This window comes from uncultured Anaerococcus sp. (assembly GCF_963512375.1).
In the GTDB taxonomy this organism is placed as follows: domain Bacteria; phylum Bacillota; class Clostridia; order Tissierellales; family Peptoniphilaceae; genus Anaerococcus.
This window is the reverse complement of sequence record NZ_CAUPMI010000001.1, coordinates 33,074-49,895: the sequence shown is the minus strand read 5'-3', so window position 1 is coordinate 49,895 and position 16,822 is coordinate 33,074. Positions and strand designations below refer to the sequence as shown.

General features: G+C 32.8%; 17 protein-coding genes and 2 riboswitches. Of the genes, 15 read left to right on the top strand and 2 right to left on the bottom strand.

All coding sequences use genetic code 11. The annotated features are described in order from the left end of the window. Nucleotides 1-12: 12 nt before the first annotated feature. From nrdD to RRB46_RS00270, 8 genes are all read left to right on the top strand, one after another. Nucleotides 13-2,133 carry an anaerobic ribonucleoside-triphosphate reductase gene (gene nrdD, locus RRB46_RS00305; RefSeq protein ID WP_311537082.1) on the top strand — a complete coding sequence of 707 codons (2,121 nt, stop codon included), beginning with the start codon at nucleotides 13-15 and terminating at the stop codon, nucleotides 2,131-2,133. Beyond that, complete coding sequence (nrdG, locus tag RRB46_RS00300; protein ID WP_297689610.1) at nucleotides 2,130-2,630, top strand: anaerobic ribonucleoside-triphosphate reductase activating protein; 501 nt, start codon at nucleotides 2,130-2,132, stop codon at nucleotides 2,628-2,630. Before nrdD ends, nrdG begins: the two co-directional genes overlap by 4 nt. A 24-nt stretch (nucleotides 2,631-2,654) precedes the next feature. After that, nucleotides 2,655-3,242 (top strand): LemA family protein, encoded by a 588-nt coding sequence (locus tag RRB46_RS00295; RefSeq protein ID WP_297689608.1) that lies wholly within the window; start codon nucleotides 2,655-2,657, stop codon nucleotides 3,240-3,242. A 9-nt stretch (nucleotides 3,243-3,251) separates the two neighbouring features. Next, nucleotides 3,252-4,076, top strand: a complete 825-nt coding sequence (locus tag RRB46_RS00290) for a TPM domain-containing protein (RefSeq protein WP_311537081.1) — start codon at nucleotides 3,252-3,254, stop codon at nucleotides 4,074-4,076. A gap of 9 nt (nucleotides 4,077-4,085) precedes the next feature. Then, entirely contained in the window at nucleotides 4,086-4,592 is a 507-nt protein-coding gene (locus RRB46_RS00285; RefSeq protein WP_311537080.1) for a nucleoside 2-deoxyribosyltransferase, read from the top strand. Between the two features lie 151 nt (nucleotides 4,593-4,743). Next, entirely contained in the window at nucleotides 4,744-5,922 is a 1,179-nt protein-coding gene (locus tag RRB46_RS00280) for a poly(R)-hydroxyalkanoic acid synthase subunit PhaE (RefSeq protein WP_311537079.1), read from the top strand. Nucleotides 5,923-5,946: 24 nt separating this feature from the next. Continuing rightward, nucleotides 5,947-7,020, top strand: coding sequence for a class III poly(R)-hydroxyalkanoic acid synthase subunit PhaC (gene phaC / locus RRB46_RS00275; protein WP_311537078.1), 1,074 nt, complete (start codon nucleotides 5,947-5,949; stop codon nucleotides 7,018-7,020). An 8-nt stretch (nucleotides 7,021-7,028) separates the two neighbouring features. After that, nucleotides 7,029-7,454 carry a MaoC family dehydratase gene (locus RRB46_RS00270; protein ID WP_311537077.1) on the top strand — a complete coding sequence of 142 codons (426 nt, stop codon included), beginning with the start codon at nucleotides 7,029-7,031 and terminating at the stop codon, nucleotides 7,452-7,454. Nucleotides 7,455-7,510: 56 nt separating this feature from the next. Here RRB46_RS00270 and RRB46_RS00265 read toward each other — a convergent pair whose 3' ends face one another. Together RRB46_RS00265 and RRB46_RS00260 are read right to left on the bottom strand one after the other, a co-directional pair. After that, the gene (locus RRB46_RS00265) at nucleotides 7,511-8,026 is read right to left on the bottom strand and encodes a folate family ECF transporter S component (RefSeq protein WP_297689596.1); all 516 of its coding nucleotides are present in this window, start codon (nucleotides 8,024-8,026) and stop codon (nucleotides 7,511-7,513) included. 21 nt (nucleotides 8,027-8,047) lie between these two features. Continuing rightward, a riboswitch (THF riboswitch) is annotated at nucleotides 8,048-8,137 on the bottom strand. A 34-nt stretch (nucleotides 8,138-8,171) separates the two neighbouring features. Beyond that, nucleotides 8,172-8,927, bottom strand: a complete 756-nt coding sequence (locus RRB46_RS00260; protein WP_311537076.1) for a nitroreductase family protein — start codon at nucleotides 8,925-8,927, stop codon at nucleotides 8,172-8,174. Nucleotides 8,928-8,983: 56 nt separating this feature from the next. Here RRB46_RS00260 and RRB46_RS00255 point away from each other — a divergent pair, with 56 nt between their 5' ends. The 7 genes from RRB46_RS00255 (at nucleotide 8,984) to RRB46_RS00225 (ending at nucleotide 16,780) form a co-directional block, all read left to right on the top strand. Next, the gene (locus tag RRB46_RS00255; protein ID WP_311537075.1) at nucleotides 8,984-11,326 is read left to right on the top strand and encodes an ATP-dependent DNA helicase; all 2,343 of its coding nucleotides are present in this window, start codon (nucleotides 8,984-8,986) and stop codon (nucleotides 11,324-11,326) included. Next, nucleotides 11,307-12,677, top strand: a complete 1,371-nt coding sequence (gene rlmD / locus RRB46_RS00250; RefSeq protein ID WP_311537074.1) for a 23S rRNA (uracil(1939)-C(5))-methyltransferase RlmD — start codon at nucleotides 11,307-11,309, stop codon at nucleotides 12,675-12,677. The genes RRB46_RS00255 and rlmD overlap by 20 nt, the downstream gene beginning before the upstream one ends. 2 nt (nucleotides 12,678-12,679) lie before the next feature. After that, entirely contained in the window at nucleotides 12,680-12,940 is a 261-nt protein-coding gene (locus RRB46_RS00245) for a DUF2700 domain-containing protein (RefSeq protein WP_311537073.1), read from the top strand. 18 nt (nucleotides 12,941-12,958) lie between these two features. Beyond that, nucleotides 12,959-13,855, top strand: coding sequence for an NERD domain-containing protein (locus RRB46_RS00240; RefSeq protein ID WP_311537072.1), 897 nt, complete (start codon nucleotides 12,959-12,961; stop codon nucleotides 13,853-13,855). 55 nt (nucleotides 13,856-13,910) lie between these two features. Then, a complete protein-coding gene (locus RRB46_RS00235) occupies nucleotides 13,911-14,552 on the top strand; it encodes a hypothetical protein (protein WP_311537071.1) in 642 nt (213 codons plus the stop codon). 243 nt (nucleotides 14,553-14,795) lie between these two features. Further along, nucleotides 14,796-15,428 (top strand): hypothetical protein, encoded by a 633-nt coding sequence (locus RRB46_RS00230; RefSeq protein WP_311537070.1) that lies wholly within the window; start codon nucleotides 14,796-14,798, stop codon nucleotides 15,426-15,428. Between the two features lie 32 nt (nucleotides 15,429-15,460). Continuing rightward, nucleotides 15,461-15,540, top strand: a riboswitch (Fluoride riboswitch). Nucleotides 15,541-15,583: 43 nt separating this feature from the next. Continuing rightward, a complete protein-coding gene (locus RRB46_RS00225; RefSeq protein WP_311537069.1) occupies nucleotides 15,584-16,780 on the top strand; it encodes a cation:proton antiporter in 1,197 nt (398 codons plus the stop codon). Nucleotides 16,781-16,822 lie beyond the last annotated feature (42 nt).

The following is a 16,822-nucleotide window of genomic DNA, read 5'->3' as shown; positions in this document are numbered from 1 at the left end:
TCGGAGGTAAAAATGTTACAAGTAATAAAAAGAGACGGGACTAAAGTCGATTTTTATAAAGATAAAATTACTCTAGCTATTGAAAAAGCCATGCATTCCCCAAGTGGTATTTATGTGGAAGGCCAAGCAGCTGAGATAGCTAGTGAAATTGAGGAGAGATCTAAAAATAAAAGAGAAATCTCCATTTATGAAATTGAAGACTTAGTCTATTATAAGTTAATAGATAGGAAAAATCCTGCAACAGCCAAGGCCTACGAGTCCTACAAGGCAGTTCAAGCTTACAAGCGTGAGCAAAATACATCTGACGATGAAATAATCGGTCTATTAAATCAGACAAATATAGATGTAATGGATGAAAACTCAAACAAAAATCCAATAATTGCCTCAACCCAAAGGGACCTAATAGCTGGAGAAGTTGCAAAAGACATAGCAAAGAGAAAACTAATCCCAGCTGATCTTGTAGAAGCTCATGAATCAGGAGCTATACATATCCACGATCTTGATTATCTAATCCAGCCAATATTTAACTGCTGCCTAGTAGACATGAAAGATATGTTAGACAATGGGACAGTTGTCAATGAAAAGATGATAGAAAGTCCAAAATCATTCCAGGTAGCATGCAATGTTATGACTCAAATCATAGCTCAAATAGCATCAAACCAATATGGGGGCCAATCAATAAACATATCATGCCTAAGCCCATATCTTAAAAAATCATATGCTAAGAACCTTAAATTATCAAAAGAAATTCTGGCAAATGAAGAAGATATCCAAAAAATGGCCAAGGCTCTTACCCAAAGAGATTTGGAAAGCGGTATACAAACAATCCAATATCAGATAAATACTCTCATGACAAGCAATGGTCAATCACCATTTGTAACCTTATTTATGCATACAGATGAAAATGATCCTTACTTAGATGAGACAGTCCAAATAATAAGAGAAATCCTAAAGCAAAGAATAAAAGGAATTAAAAATGAGCAAGGAGTTTATGTAACTCCTGCCTTCCCTAAGTTAATTTATGTTTTAGATGAAAATAACATCCACATAGATTCAAAATATTTTGACCTAACAAGGCTAGCAGCTAAGTGTACTGCAAAAAGAATGTATCCAGATTATATTTCAGCTAAAAAAATGCGTGAAAACTACGAAGGAAATGTATTTTCGCCAATGGGATGTAGGGCCTTCCTACCTCCTTACAAGGATAAGTATGGAGATTATAAATTTGATGGCAGGTTTAACATGGGAGTTTGTACAATTAACCTACCTCAAATAGCAATCCTTGCAGATGGTGATGAGAAACTCTTTTTTGAAATATTAGAAAAAAGACTAGATTTAGTAAAAAGAGTAGGACTTTTAAGGTATGAACATCTTTCAAAGGTTACAAGCGATTCATCACCAATCCACTTCCAACATGGTGCAATAGCAAGACTTAAAAAACATGAATCAATAAAGCCACTTCTAGAAAATGGTTATGCAACTGTAACAATTGGTTATATAGGAGTTTATGAAGCAACCAAGCTTACCAAGGGAGTATCCCATACCACAAAAGAAGGCTATGAATTTGCCATGAAAATCATGAAACTTCTAAATGCCAAGAAGGAAGAATGGACAGATAAATACCATATAGCCTTTGCAGTTTATGGAACACCAGCAGAAAGCTTAACCCACAGGTTTGCATCAATTGATAAAGAGAGATTTGGAGATATAGCTGATGTCACAGATAAGGGCTATTATACAAATTCCTTCCATGTGGATGTTAGAGAGCATATAACAGTTTTTGATAAGTTTGATTTTGAAAGTAATTTCCAAAAATTATCAACTGGTGGTTGTATATCTTATGCAGAAATACCAAATATGACCAATAACATTGAAGCGGTTCTTACTATGATAGAATATATATATGACCACATCCAATATGCTGAGTTTAACACAAAGAGCGATTATTGTGGCAACTGTGGCTATGATGGGGAAATTCTTCTTGATGATGATAACCAATGGTATTGTCCAAATTGTGGTAACCACGATAGGGCAAAACTTACAGTAGTAAGGAGAACTTGCGGATATCTTGGAGAAAATTTCTGGAATGAAGGAAGAACCAAAGAAATAAAAGCGAGAGTGCTCCACATATGAATTACGGTCAAATAAGAAAATACGATGTAGCAAATGGTCCTGGTATCAGGACCACTTTTTTCCTAACAGGTTGTGATAGGAATTGTCCAAATTGTTTTAATAGGGACTATATGGATTTTTCTTTTGGGAAAAAATGGGATAGGGCAGCTGAAGAAGAGGTTATTTCTTATCTTAAACTTAAGCAGGTAGAAGGGCTTACAGTCTTAGGAGGAGAGCCTTTTGAAAATCCCTTAGGCCTTAAAGAAGCTTTAATAAACATAAGAAAAGAAGTAGATAAATCCATATGGGTATACACAGGTTTTAAGATAGAAGATCTGATGAATATAAAATTAGCTAGAGAGATTTTAGAGGAGATTGATGTCCTGGTAGATGGTGAATTTATAGAAGAGCTCAAGGATTTAAAACTTAAATTTAGAGGTTCTTCAAATCAAAGAATTATAGATGTTAGGAAAACTTTAGAAAAAAACGAAATTATTCTTCTAGATGGGTATAAATAGAAAAAGATTAATTTAGGAGGAAATATGATGGAAAGAAGAAAAGGTTCAGGAAGTAAAGGAATAATTATAGGCATAATTGTGATTATTGCCCTTGGATTATTTATGATAGTTCCAACCTATAACAGACTTGCAGGAAGTCGTGAAAATGTAAATCAAGCCTACGCTCAAGTACAAAATGTTGTTCAAAGAAGGGCTGACCTTATACCAAACTTAGTAAGTACCGTAAAAGGCTATACAGATCATGAAAATGAAACCCTAACAGCAGTAACAAATGCTAGGGCAGGTATACAAAATGCTAAGGGACCAGAAGAATTAGCAGAAGCAAATGATCAGTTAACAAAAGCTATAGGTGATATCAATGTAGTAGTAGAAGCCTATCCAGAACTTAAGGCAGATACACAATTTGTTCAGCTTATGGATGAGCTTGCAGGAACAGAAAATAGGATATCAACAGAAAGAAAGAACTATAACGAAGCAGTTGGAGAATATAACAAAGATATTAGAAGATTTCCAACAAATATCATAGCTAAATTTACAGGCTATGACCCAGCAGAATATTTCAAGGCTGATGCTGGTGCGCAAGATGCACCAAAAGTAGACTTTGGTAACTAGGAGAATATTATGAGAAAGGCAAGATTTAAAAGGCTAGGAATACTAATAGCGGTTCTTTTCTGCCTTTTTCAAATTAAATCTTATGCTAGCATACCAAGTCCAAGCACGGATTACTACCTAGATGAACTTGGAATACTAGATAAAGCCACAAAAGAAAATATAAATAAGACCAATAGACAGCTAGAAGATAAAACTGGCTCCCAGGTGGTTGTTATAAGCCTAGAAAACCCAGATGGATTAGATGGTTATTCTTACGGAACTGACATCTTTAATGCTTGGAAAATTGGCGATAAGGATAAGGAAAATGGAGTCTTAATCCTATTTTTAGGCCCTGGTCCAAATGGTAAAAGACAAGTAAATATAATTACAGGCTATGGAATAGAAGGAAGACTTAATGATGGTAAGGTAGGTAGAATAATTGATAACTTCATGCTCGAAAAACTTAAAGAAGGTAATTATTCAGAAGCTATAAACGAAGGATTTAATGCAGTAGTTGGAGAAATAGCTGCTGAATATAATATTGAGCTTGAAAAAGACTATACGCCTTATCAAAGAGAACTAGAGTCTAACTATGATGAAGATGGGTTTTCTCTTTCTACACTAATAGTCATACTTGTAATATTTATTATAGTCTCAAGGCTATTAAATAATAGCAATGGCAGAGGCGGCGGTGGCTTTAGAAGAGGCCCAAGAGGCTTTGGAGGATTCTACCCAAGAGGTGGAGGCTTTGGAGGCTCATCCTGGGGAGGATCAAGCTTTGGTGGCGGCTCTGGCGGAGGATTTTCCGGTGGAGGAGGATCATCTGGTGGCGGAGGAGCTGGCAGAAGTTTTTAAGGAGATTAAATGAGAGGATATTTAGCAAGTCATTTTTTTAATGATGCTATGTTTAGATGGACAGAAGATTTGGCCCAATATATAGAAAAAAATACAAGCCTCGATCTTTATGTGCCACAAAGAAATGCAGATATAAATGATAAAAAGACCAATGATGCCATAATTACAGATATAAAAATATCTCAGGCAGATACACAAAGATTAAAAGAAGCTAATATTTTGATAGCAAATCTTGATGGTCTAACGATAGATGATGGTGTAAGTGCAGAAATTATGGCTCATGGAGTAATTGCTGAGTTTGAAAAAGATCACAACATCGACTTTCCAAGGCTAATAATAGGTATAATTACAGACATGAGATATATAGGTACAGGTGAAAACAAACTATATAGAAACCTCATGGTTGTAGGTAAGGTCAAAGAGCATGGCCACTTAGTTATTGGCTATGCAGGAGATGACTCTTTTAAAAAGGAAGTAGTTGACCTTATAAATAAATTTATAGATGAAAATAGATAATATCAATTTAAAGAGCTTAATCTTAAGGTTAAGTTCTTTTTTTATGTAAAATATTTTAATTAATTAAAAAATTATGTTTTTAAATTAAAAAAAAGGGTATAGGGTTAATAAGTACAGTATTTAAGTGCTTATAAATAAAAAGGAGGACCATATGACAGATAGTTTCAAAGCGTGGAAAGATATGTTCAACTCTAGTCAGAAATTGATGAGTGATTGGGTAGAAGCATTCACAAAACCAGCTGAAGATAAAAAGAGTGAAGAAGAAAACAAAAGTTTTGATTTTTCAAATTTCCAAGATATAATGTCCGTCCAACAAAAAATGTTTGAAGATTGGCAGAAAATGTTTGGATATATGAACCCACAAAATTATGCTCAACAAAATCCATATGATACATGGGTAAGCATGATGAATATGTATAGTCCTTTTGATGCAAGTAAATATATGCCTAAATTTAATTTGGAAGTTTTTGAAAAAATGATGAATTCTCAAAAGCTATACTTGGGTGCCTACGAATCCTGGAAGAACTTTAATGAAAACGTTATTAAACCTGGAAATGAAATTTATAAAGAAAATATGGATCAAATGGTGGACCAATTTAACAAGATATTTACTAATAATTTAATTCCACTAATGCCAAAGGAAATCCAAGGTCTAATGACTGACTCTCAATCCTATATAAACACATATTTCAAATCACTTGAAAACGTTTTAGGTCCATGGGCAAAGGCATATCAAAATATTGCTGACATAACAATGGATAGTATCTATGATGATCCAATGAAATTATCAGATACACTTAGACAATGGAAAAAAGCCTATGATCAAACTTTTGGAATTTTAGTAAAATCTCCAGTAGTAGGATCTTCTAGGGAGCTGCTTGAGCAAAATAATAAGGCTATAGATGCTATGATTGAAATGTTAGTATCTGTTTCTGAATTTATGACTAAGTCATCATCAGTAGGATACAAGTATTCTAAAGAAGCCTTTAATGATTATGTAGAATCCCTAGAAAAAGGTGAGGGTGCAAAAACCTTTAAAGAATTTTACAATATGTGGTCTAGACATGTTGAAAATGCTATAGAAACATATTTCTATACTGATGAATTTTCTAAATTAATTGCTAAAACAGCTGATTCAGCTATGATATTTAAGATTGAGTATAACAAATTAATTGAAAAATCTTTAGCAGATTTTCCAATAGTTACAATTTCTCAAGTAGATAACGTTTATAAAAAAGTTTATGAACTAAGACGTGAGCTTAGGGATTTGAAGAATGAGTTGGAAGATTTGAAGAAATCTACAGAAGCTAAACAAGAAACAGATAAATAAGTTTACTTTTGGAGGCAATGATTTATGTTTAATAATTTCAATTTTTTCGATTTAAAATCAAGTATGCAAGACAGCATCAAGGCTCAGGAAAAATTCTTAAAGAGCTTTGAGTCAATGATGGACGTAAAAGGCAATCTATCTAACCAAACACCTAGAGAAGTTGTATTTGAAGAAGATAAGTTAAAACTTTACCATTATAAAAAATCTACTAGGACTGTAAGTAAGGTTCCAACTTTAATAGTTTATGCCTTGGTTAATACTCCAGCTATGATGGATATTGGTGAGGATAAATCATTTATCAAAAAACTTGTAGATAGTGGTTTAGACCTATATTTGATAGAGTGGGGATTTCCAACTCAAGAAGATAAATATTTGACACTTGATGACTATATTAATATTTATATAGACGATTGTGTAGACCATATAAGAAAAGAAAGCGGTGCTGATAAAATAAACATTCTAGGAGTTTGCCAAGGTGGTACTTTCAGCTTAATGTATACAGCTCTTCACCCAGAAAAAATCAAAAACGTAGTTACAATGGTTACTCCAGTTGATTTTTCTACAGATGATGGCTTGCTATTTAAATGGGGTAAGTATTTAAACTCTGATAGGATGGTAGAAGCTTATGGGGTTGTTCCAGGAGAATTCATGAATACTGGATTTTTAACCTTAAAACCAATATCTCTAATGGTAAATAAATATGTAGACCTAATTAACGACTTAGATGAACCAGACAACCTTTCTAACTTTATGACCATGGAAAAATGGATTTTTGATAGCCCAGGTCAAGCAGGTATGGCCTATAAGGATTTCTTAAATTCTATGTATAGGGAAAATAAACTTGCTAAGGGGGAAATGGAAATAGGTGGCAAGAAGGTTGACCTTAAAAAGATTACTCAACCAGTTTTAAACCTTTATGCCGAAAGGGATAATCAAGTTCCAAATGCAGCAAGTATTCCATTAAAAGACTTGGTAGGATCCAAAGATTACACAGCTAAGGGCTTTCCAACAGGCCATATAGGAATGTTTGTAAGCGGTAGAAGTCAAAAAGAAGTAGCACCAACCGTAGTTGATTGGGTGAAAGCACATTCTAAATAGGAGTAAGTATGGATACACTAAAGGGATATACAATTGATCAGTTAGAATTAGGCCAAAGTGCTTCCTTTACAAAAACAGTTACAGAAGGCGATTGCTATAATTATGCAGGTGTTTCTGGAGACTACAATCCAGCTCATATTAATGAATCCTATGCAGAAAAAACCTTCTTTAAGAAAAGGATTGCTCACGGTATGTTAAGTGCAGGTTTTATTTCTGCAGTGCTCGGTACAAAATTACCAGGACCAGGAACTATATATATGGGTCAAGAATTAAGATTTACAAAACCTGTTTATTTTGGTGATACAATTACAGCAACATGTACTGTTGAAGAAATCATAAAAGAAAAAAATAGGGTAATATTAACAACTATATGTACTAATCAAAATGGTGATACGGTTATAGAAGGAAAAGCGACTGTTTTAGCACCTAAATAAAAATTAAAAAAGCGGCTGGCTTAGATAGAAAATTATCTAAGCGGCCGCTTTTTATTTTACTTAATTTTTGGCAATATTTTTGACGCAAATAAATAAAGCAAAATATAATTTATAATGGCATCAATTATTACTTTTGGCATCCTGCTAAGGATAAGAACTGTATAAGGATTGCCAGTTAATTGACTTAGCCAAACTGGTGTTAGCAAGGCGTGGCTTATTGCATATACAAAAATTATTATAAGAAGTACCTCAATCTTAAGGTTGATTTTCTTCTTCTTGCAATAAAGACTGATAAGCCCAGGCATAGCTCCTGTAAGCATGGCCCCAAAGGTAAAACCTAGATGAGGTGTGCCACCTGCATTTATCATTACACCAATTAAATCTGAAACAATACCTGTAAGGCCTCCTACGACAGGACCTAACATCATACCTGAAATCATAAGTGGAAGTGTTCCAAATGAAAACTTCATAGTAGGTGTTATAAAAAATCCAAAATATCTCGATAAAACAATTGATAAGGCGGCGAGTGCACCTGCCTTTGCTAATGAATCTACACTAATTTTTTTATTCATTTTTTCCCCTTTCTATCAGAGGGCAGCGGTTGCGATAAAGAATCACGAATCCTCTTCGTCTGGAAACAACAACCCATTTTCCAGCACTTAATGCTCTTTACCTACTCTGATAGAAATATTATAGACTTTTATCTTATATTTGCAATTATTCTTTTGGGTCTAGGACAAAGCCTTGGTTTTTGAGGGTTTCAAACATCTTATTTCTATTTTTAATAATAGTACCTTGTTTTTTCGGAATTTGTGAAGAAAATGATGCGCTCTTCTTACCATTTTCCCTAAGGTCGTAATAGGTGGTCATTTCCTTATCATAGTCTGAAATCATATCTAGATATGAGTCATAAGTCTTGTAAGAATTTTCAAAAGTTTTGAGCTTTATATCCATTCTTGGTTTGATTTGAGGATTTTGCTTAGGGATTCCAAAGCCAACGCCCACTACTGGATAGGTCAATTTTGGCATTTTTAAAAGCTCTATAACCCTAGCTGTGTCATTGTGGATATTTCCAAAATAATTTGCACCTAGCCCTAAAGATTCGACTGCAACTGTCAGGTTTTGGGCAGCTATTACTCCATCAGTAAAGCCTTGGATAAATTTATCAAAGCTTATGATATTATCATTTTCAAGGCCCATTTCCTTGGCGATTTCATAATTTCTCTTTAGGTCAACTATGAAAATCCATAGCTCAGTAGCCCTTGACATATAGGCTTGGTTGCCATTATCTGCAAGCTCATCTTTTATCTTTTGGTCTGTAACCCTGATTACAGACATATTTTGCATGCCATTACTTGATGCAGACATATTTACTACATCTAGCAAGGTTTTTATTGTATCTTGATTAATTTTTTCATCAGTAAATTCTCTAATTGTCCTGTGATTTAATAGGTTTTTTATGGTTTCGTTCATATAAGCCTCCTTACCATACCTATACCCAATGTGTTATAATATACCTAGGAGAGACTATGAAAATTAAAACATCTGTTAGAAACCTTATTGAATTTGTCATGAGATCTGGCGATATAGACAATAGATTCCGTGATAATACTAGGATGATAGAAGGTATAAGAGCCCATCAAAAAATCCAAGCCCAATATGGTAAAAATTATAAAAAAGAATACAAACTCACAAATACCACCACCTACAAGGATGTAGAATTTGTAGTTGAAGGTAGGGCCGATGGTGTCGGCAAGAAAGATGATCTCTATTTAATTGATGAAATCAAATCAACATCTAGAGACCTTGGAGAAATGACAGATAAGAATAAACTCCATTGGGCCCAAGCCAAGTGCTATGCATATTTTTATTCACTTGATAATAATTTAGATAAGATGCTTATCACCCTAACTTATGTTTCCACAGAAGATTATAAGTCAAAGACCTTTGAAAAAGAATTCTCCTTTGATGCCCTAAAAGATTTTTATTTTGCCCTATTAGATGATTACCTTGTATTTTCTAAAATATTGGCTAAAAATAGAGAGGCTAGAGATGAAAGCCTAAAAGATTTGGCTTTTCCTTTTAGCTCCTACAGGAAAGGTCAAAGAAAGATGGCGGTTGGGGTTTATACCGCAATCCTAGATAAGAAAAATCTCTTTGTAGATGCACCTACTGGAATTGGTAAAACAATTTCAACTCTCTATCCTTCTTTAAAAGCTATGCCAAATAATCTGGCAGATAAAATTTTTTACCTTACCAGTAAAAATACAATCGCTAAAGAAGCCTTAAAGAGCTTAAATTTACTAAAGTCTAAGGGAATGTTTATAAAAGCCCTTCAGCTTACCAGCAAGGAGAAGGTCTGTATCAATGATGAAGTATCTTGCAATCCTATAGATTGTCCTTATGCCCTTGGCCATTTCGATAGGGTAAATGAAGCCTTAAAGGATATCCTTTCTAATGAAGAGATAATGGATTATGATACTATTATTGAATATTCAAAAAAACATTCTGTCTGTCCCTTGGAATTTGAGCTTGATATAAGTTTATATGCAGATGTTATTATTTGCGATTATAATTATGTTTTTGACCCAAATGTATTTTTGAGAAGATTTTTTGATGAAGTTATAGATTCTTATGTATTTTTAATTGATGAAGCCCATAATCTCTTAGAAAGGTCAAGGGATATGTATTCTTTTAGCTTTTTAGAGTCAGACTTTACATCCCTAGTTAAAAATTTGGATGATAAAGAGGAAAAAAAGCTAGTTTCTAAACTTTCTAATATTACAGAAAATTTTTATAAGCTAGGTCAAATGGCAAAGGGGAAGACCTATTATTTTACAAGTGATTATATAGACATCTTAGATAAGGATTTGATTTCTTTATCAAAAACCATGGAGAAATTTTTAGTAGAAGAAAAGGACCACGAATCTTATGATCAGGTCCTAGACTTATATTTTGATATAAATAAGTACTTAAAGGTCTCAGATTATTTTACAGATGGATTTTATAATATAATATCTTATGACCCAGAATCAATGGAGAGATCTTTTGAGATAAAGTGTGTTGACCCAAGAGAAGTTCTAAAGAATAAATATAAGCTAGCAAGAAGCTCTATATTTTTCTCAGCCACCCTTTCGCCAATGCCTTATTTTATAAAGATGCTAGCAGGTGAGGATGCCTTAAAGTTAAGATTAGATATGCCCTTTAATCCTAATCACCTAATGATTCTTAAAAGTCCTATATCAACTAGGTATAGGGATAGAAACAATAACTTGGCAATTCTTGCTGAGGCTATAAATGAATTTGTAAAATCAAAAAAAGGCAATTATTTTATTTTCTTCCCATCTTATTCTTATATGGAAGATGTGGCAGAATATTATAGGGATAAGTTTGATGATAGTATAATAGTTCAAGAACGTATCATGGATGAGGCTAAGCGTATCGAATTTCTTGAGGAATTTACAGAAGATTCTGCTAGGGTAGGATTTTTAGTCCTAGGTGGCATTTTTTCTGAAGGAGTTGACCTAAGAGGCGATAGGCTCATAGGGTCTATGATAATTTCTGTAGGCATGCCAGGCTTGTCAAACGAAAGAAACCTTATCAAATATCATTTTGACAAAAATCAATACGATGGTTTTGATTATTCTTACACCTATCCAGGCTTAAATAAAGTATTTCAAGCCGCAGGCAGGGTTATTAGGAGTGAAGAAGATAAGGGAATAATTTATCTAGTTGATGATAGGTATTTCTGGCAAAAATATATGAGACTTTTTCCAAAACACTGGAGAAACCAAGCCTTGGCCAATAATAGCCAAAGCTTACAAAGAGCAATAAATAATTTTTGGAGTGAAAATGAAAAAAAGACCAACTAAAGAAATAAAAATAAGTGAAATGAAATATCCAAACCTTTCCATAGGATATGATGAAAATGGGAGAAGGGTTGAGTTTAAGGGAGGAATCTTAGGTCAAACTATAAATGTAAAGACCGGAAAGAAAAATAAGGAAAGAATAAGGGCCAAGTACATAAATCTTATAGAGGAATCAAAGCTAGAAAATGCTAGGGAGTATTGCCCACATGCAGGAGTGTGCGGGGGATGTGCCTACCAAAAAATTCCTTATGAAACAGAGCTAATGTTAAAACATGACATGATCAAGACCCTCTTTAAAGACAGCGGAATCACCTATGATGGAAATATAAAAATAAATAGGTCTGCCGTGACAAAGGGCTACAGGAATAAGATGGAATACACCTTTGGAGATGCTGTAAAGGGTGGACCGCTTATACTCGGTCTTCACAGGCAGAGGAGGTTTTATGAAATCGTGGATTGCTATGATTGCAACATAGTAGATGATGATTTTAATAAAATAAGGGCTGGAGTTCAAAAATATTTTAGGGAGAAAAATACTGATTTTTACCACAAAACCACTAAAGAAGGTCTTTTAAGACATCTTGTAGTAAGAAAGGCCCATCACACAGGCCAAATCATGGTAATCCTTGTGACAAGTTCAGATGACAGCTTTGATGATATTAGACTAAGGCTATTTATGCACATGCTACTTGATTTAGATTTGGATGGAAGGATATTTTCAATCTATCACGTCTTAAATGATTCTCTAGCAGATGCAGTAATTCCTGAAAAGATAAAGCTAATCTATGGCAAGGAATATATAACAGAAGAAATGCTAGGCCTATCATTTAAGATTTCGCCATTTTCATTTTTCCAACCAAATGTCTTTACAGCAGAAAAACTCTACCAAAAAGCCTTTGACCTAGCAGAAATTGATTCATCTATGAATGTTCTCGATTTGTATTCAGGAACAGGAACCATAACTCAATTAATGGCTACTGTAGCAAATACAGCAACAGGTATAGAAATAGTCGAAGAAGCAGTTGACAAGGCTAGGGAAAATGCAAAATTAAATGATTTAAATAATGTAAATTTCCTTTGCGGAGATGTCCTAGAAGAGATTGAAAAAGTAGGAGACAAATACGATGTTGTAATCCTTGACCCACCAAGGGCAGGAATTAGTCCAGCATCTCTAGACAAAATCCTAAATATAGACTGCAAAAAATTTGTATACATTTCCTGCAATCCAAAAAGTCAAATGGATAATCTCAAGGTATTTTTGGAAAAGGGCTATGAGATAAAAGATTACGAAATCTTCGACCAATTCCCTAATTCAAGACATTTAGAGGCAATTGCCTTACTTGAAAGGAGATAGGAATGGATATATATAAAATATTATTTTTTGCCTTAATAATTCTTGTTGTGGCTGTTTATATTATTCTAATAGCCAGGAAAAATAAAAACCAAGATCTTATAGAAGATAGGGCTGAAGATAATAATTACATGTCTGAAGGTATGGCTATAGGAATGTGCTTGGGAATGGCTATCTCAATGCTTATAGATGAAGATAATATGGTAATAGGCTTATCTATTGGTATGATGCTAGGCATGGTTATAGGAATGAATATTAAGAAATAAGATTAATAAGGAGAGTTTATGTATGATGTTTATATTCAATTAGCTATATTTTTGGCCTTTGTCTTTGTCCTTAAAATATTTTTGCCAAAAATAAAAGGACACATGGGTGAATCAATAGTTAAAATCAAGTTGAAAAGTCTTGATAAAGATAAGTATAAAGTTATAAATAATTTAGTCTTAGAAAATGCAGGAGGTACTACAAAATCAACTCAAATTGACCACCTTGTAGTGTCAACTTATGGGATTTTTTCTATAGAAACTAAAAACTATAAGGGCTGGATATTTGGGTCTGAATTTGGTAAAAATTGGACTCAAAACATTTATGGTAACAAGAAAACTTTTATGAATCCAATTTTACAAAATTACGCCCATATAAAGGCTGTAGAAAATATTTTAAAAGATTCGTATCCTAATATGAAATACTTTTCTATTATAGCCTTTTCTCCAGAAGCGGAAATTAAGGTAAAACTTAAGGAATCTGTAGTTTGCAAGATGGCACAGGTTTCAAAAGAAATAGCAAAATTATCTAATGAAGAGATAATCGATAAAGGTGAATTAGAAAGGATTTTAGAAATAATCCAGGGAAATAGGCTAAATATAAGCAACAGAGACCATGTTAAAAATATTAAAGAAGCTAAGAAAAATAAGGATAAATCAAAAGAGAATCAAGCAATCAATATAAAAAAATCTCCAGAAAAAAAGATTGAAAAAGTGGAAGAAATAGATCCTAAAATAATAAAGGAAAAAGTTAAAGAAAAGGAAGCTAAGCTAGATATAAAAAAAGAAAAGGATGACAATATCAAGCTTTGCCCAAAATGCGGAAGTCCTCTTGAAATAAGAAGCGGTAGGTATGGGTCTTTTTTGGGATGCACAAATTATCCAGCTTGCACTTATGTGGAAAGTATGAAGGAGTAGTTTTTTATAAGCTTGCCTCTAACATTAGATAAGCTATAAAATTAGAAAGGATAATATGTTTTTTAAAAACACAGTAAAGAAATTTTTTATAGAAGATGGTAGTCATGACCTTTTTTGGTTTATATTTGGCTTGGTATTTTTATTTATTTTTACATTTTTTATGATGCCTAAATGGATATTCTGTCTGGGAATTGGAGTTCTTACAAGTTCAATTTTTAGATATATTACAACAGATGGTCTTTTTTATAAAGAATTTAAAAATTTAGACAATAGAAATAAAAGATTTGATTACATACTTAGTAAAAATATTTTTACCCTTTTGTTCCTTTCGGGTTTTGTTTTGCTACTATATTTTTTAGTTAATGTGGGATCAAGATTTGATTTTATAAGTTATAGTAATTTTAACTTTAAGTTAGTTTTTTATTTTATTATATATATACTTGCGAGTGAAAATATTATTTTAATCTTTAGTCATAGGATGGTACCCAATTATAAATCAGGAAAAATAAGAAATACTAATAAAGATATAGAAGTTGGAATAAATAATTTAAAAGCTATGATACCTTCTTTGCTTTTAAATATAATCTTACTTGTCTTGATTTTTATATACAGAATGAACTTAACTATTGTTGCAGGAATCTTTTATTTATTTGTTTCTACAGTTGTATTCAGCATCAATAAAAGATTGAGTTCTTAGTGAATTGATAGTGAGTATATAAAAATGATGAAGAAAATAATCAATAAAAAAATATTACTAGAAATAATTTTCTATGCATTGTCATTTCCTCTTATATTTTGTATCTTTATATTATGTGCTAAGCTTGAATTTATACCTATATTTAATAATTTACTTCTTATTTTATCTGAGCTTGGATTTTTTGCTTATCAGATTATTTTTATATACAAATTCACTAATATTAAAATAAACTTTTATGTGAAGATGTTTATAAGTCTAGTTTTGATTGGCATAATGTTTTTGTCGGCATACTTTATACTAATAATGAGCATTTTTGCTTTTAAGGACAATGAGCCTTTTACCTATAAAGGGGAAAAATATTATATCCTAAATGAAGGCTGGCTTGATGATGATTATGAAATTTATAGGAAAAAAATAATTACAATGGATAAGCTTAATTTTGATGAAGCTAAAAAAACTTTTAAAAATATTAGCAATCTTACAAATGAAGATGTAAAGGATAAGCTTAGTCTTTATTTTGATAAAGATAAGCAAATTATCAGAAGCCAAAAAACAACAGCAGATGAAAAGTCCGAATCTTATCTTAGTGAAAAAGAAATTTTAAAAGATTTTAGTCTAAGAGATGTAAAATTAATAGCGAATTCACCTTATGGTCTTGTTGAAGCCGATAGGGCTGGAGCGAGGTCTAGGTGGTTTTTCGTTGAGGTTATAGATAATAAATTAAATTTCATTTCAGAAATCCCTGATACTAGCCCTGATATTAGCGGGGAAATTTCTGATGATGGTCTTATTTTACTTAGGTGTAAAGACGTTAATGGAAATATAGATTTTTATAAGTCAGAAGACCTAGGTCAAACTTTTAAGCCTACTGATTAAAAATATTTGATTTTAAGTTAAATTTGCATATAATTATTTTAGGGAATGAAGTTCTCCCGTGATTATAATCTAAAGAATCTAAAACGCGAAAGCTGATGACTTCTACTTTATTGTAGGAGTGTCAGCTTTTTTTGTTAGAAAATTAAGGAGGTATTATGATTTTATCTTTAGGACTTATCTTGCTAGTGGGAATGGGTCTTGCTAGTATTTTTAAGAAAATAGGCTTGCCTGCAATTATTGGCATGCTTTTAACAGGGATTATCCTTGGGCCAGAGCTTTTAAACTTAATCGATAAGAACACACTGGCTATCTCATCAGACTTAAGGACTATCGCCCTTATTGTAATCTTGCTTAAGGCGGGCTTGTCGCTTGATATATCTGACCTTAAGAGGGTTGGTACATCTGCAGTTCTTTTGTCCTTCTTGCCAGCATCTTTTGAAATATTGGCCTACGCAATATTTGCACCTATGGTTTTAGGCTTAAATCTCATTGATGGACTCCTTATGGGGGCTGTGATGGGGGCTGTTTCTCCTGCTATAGTTGTGCCAAGAATGGTTAAGCTAATTGATGAGGGCTATGGTAAGAAAAAGTCTATTCCTCAGATGATCCTTGCTGGAGCATCTTGTGATGATGTCTTTGTCCTTGTTCTTTTTTCATCATTTTTATCTATGGCTAAGGGCGGAAGTTTTTCAGCTGGATCTCTTATAAAAGTGCCTATTTCAATAATACTTGGCATAGGAGTCGGAATTTTAATTGGTTTTTTGCTTTATTATTTCTTTGAGATGAAATTTAAAAAAGGATCCTACATTAGAAACTCTAGCAAGGTTATTATTATTTTAGGTATTTCATTTTTGCTCGTAAGTATGGAAGGCTTATTAAAAAATCTTGTTCCAATTTCTGGATTACTTGCAGTTATTGCTATGGCTAGCTCCTATAAAATAAAGGCTAAGGATGACCTAGTTAGTAGACTTTCAGATAAATTTGCTAAGTTGTGGATATTTGCAGAAGTGCTTTTATTTGTCCTAGTTGGAGCTGAAGTTGATATAAAATATATGACTGAAGTAGGGTTTTATGGGATAATCTTAATATTTTTAGGACTTATGATAAGGGCTGTTGGTGTATTTATTGCTGTAGGATTTTCTGACCTTAATAAAAAAGAAAAATTATTTACCATTTTTTCTTATATGCCAAAGGCTACTGTCCAAGCTGCAATTGGATCGGTTGCTCTTGCTAATGGTTTGTCATCAGGTCTTGCTATTTTATCTGTAGCCGTGCTTGGAATTTTAATTACAGCACCCCTTGGGGCTATCTTGATAGATAAGACTTATAAAAAACTTTTACTTAGAGGATAAAATACTGAGTTTTTAAAATGGTATAATAGAATTAAGATTAGA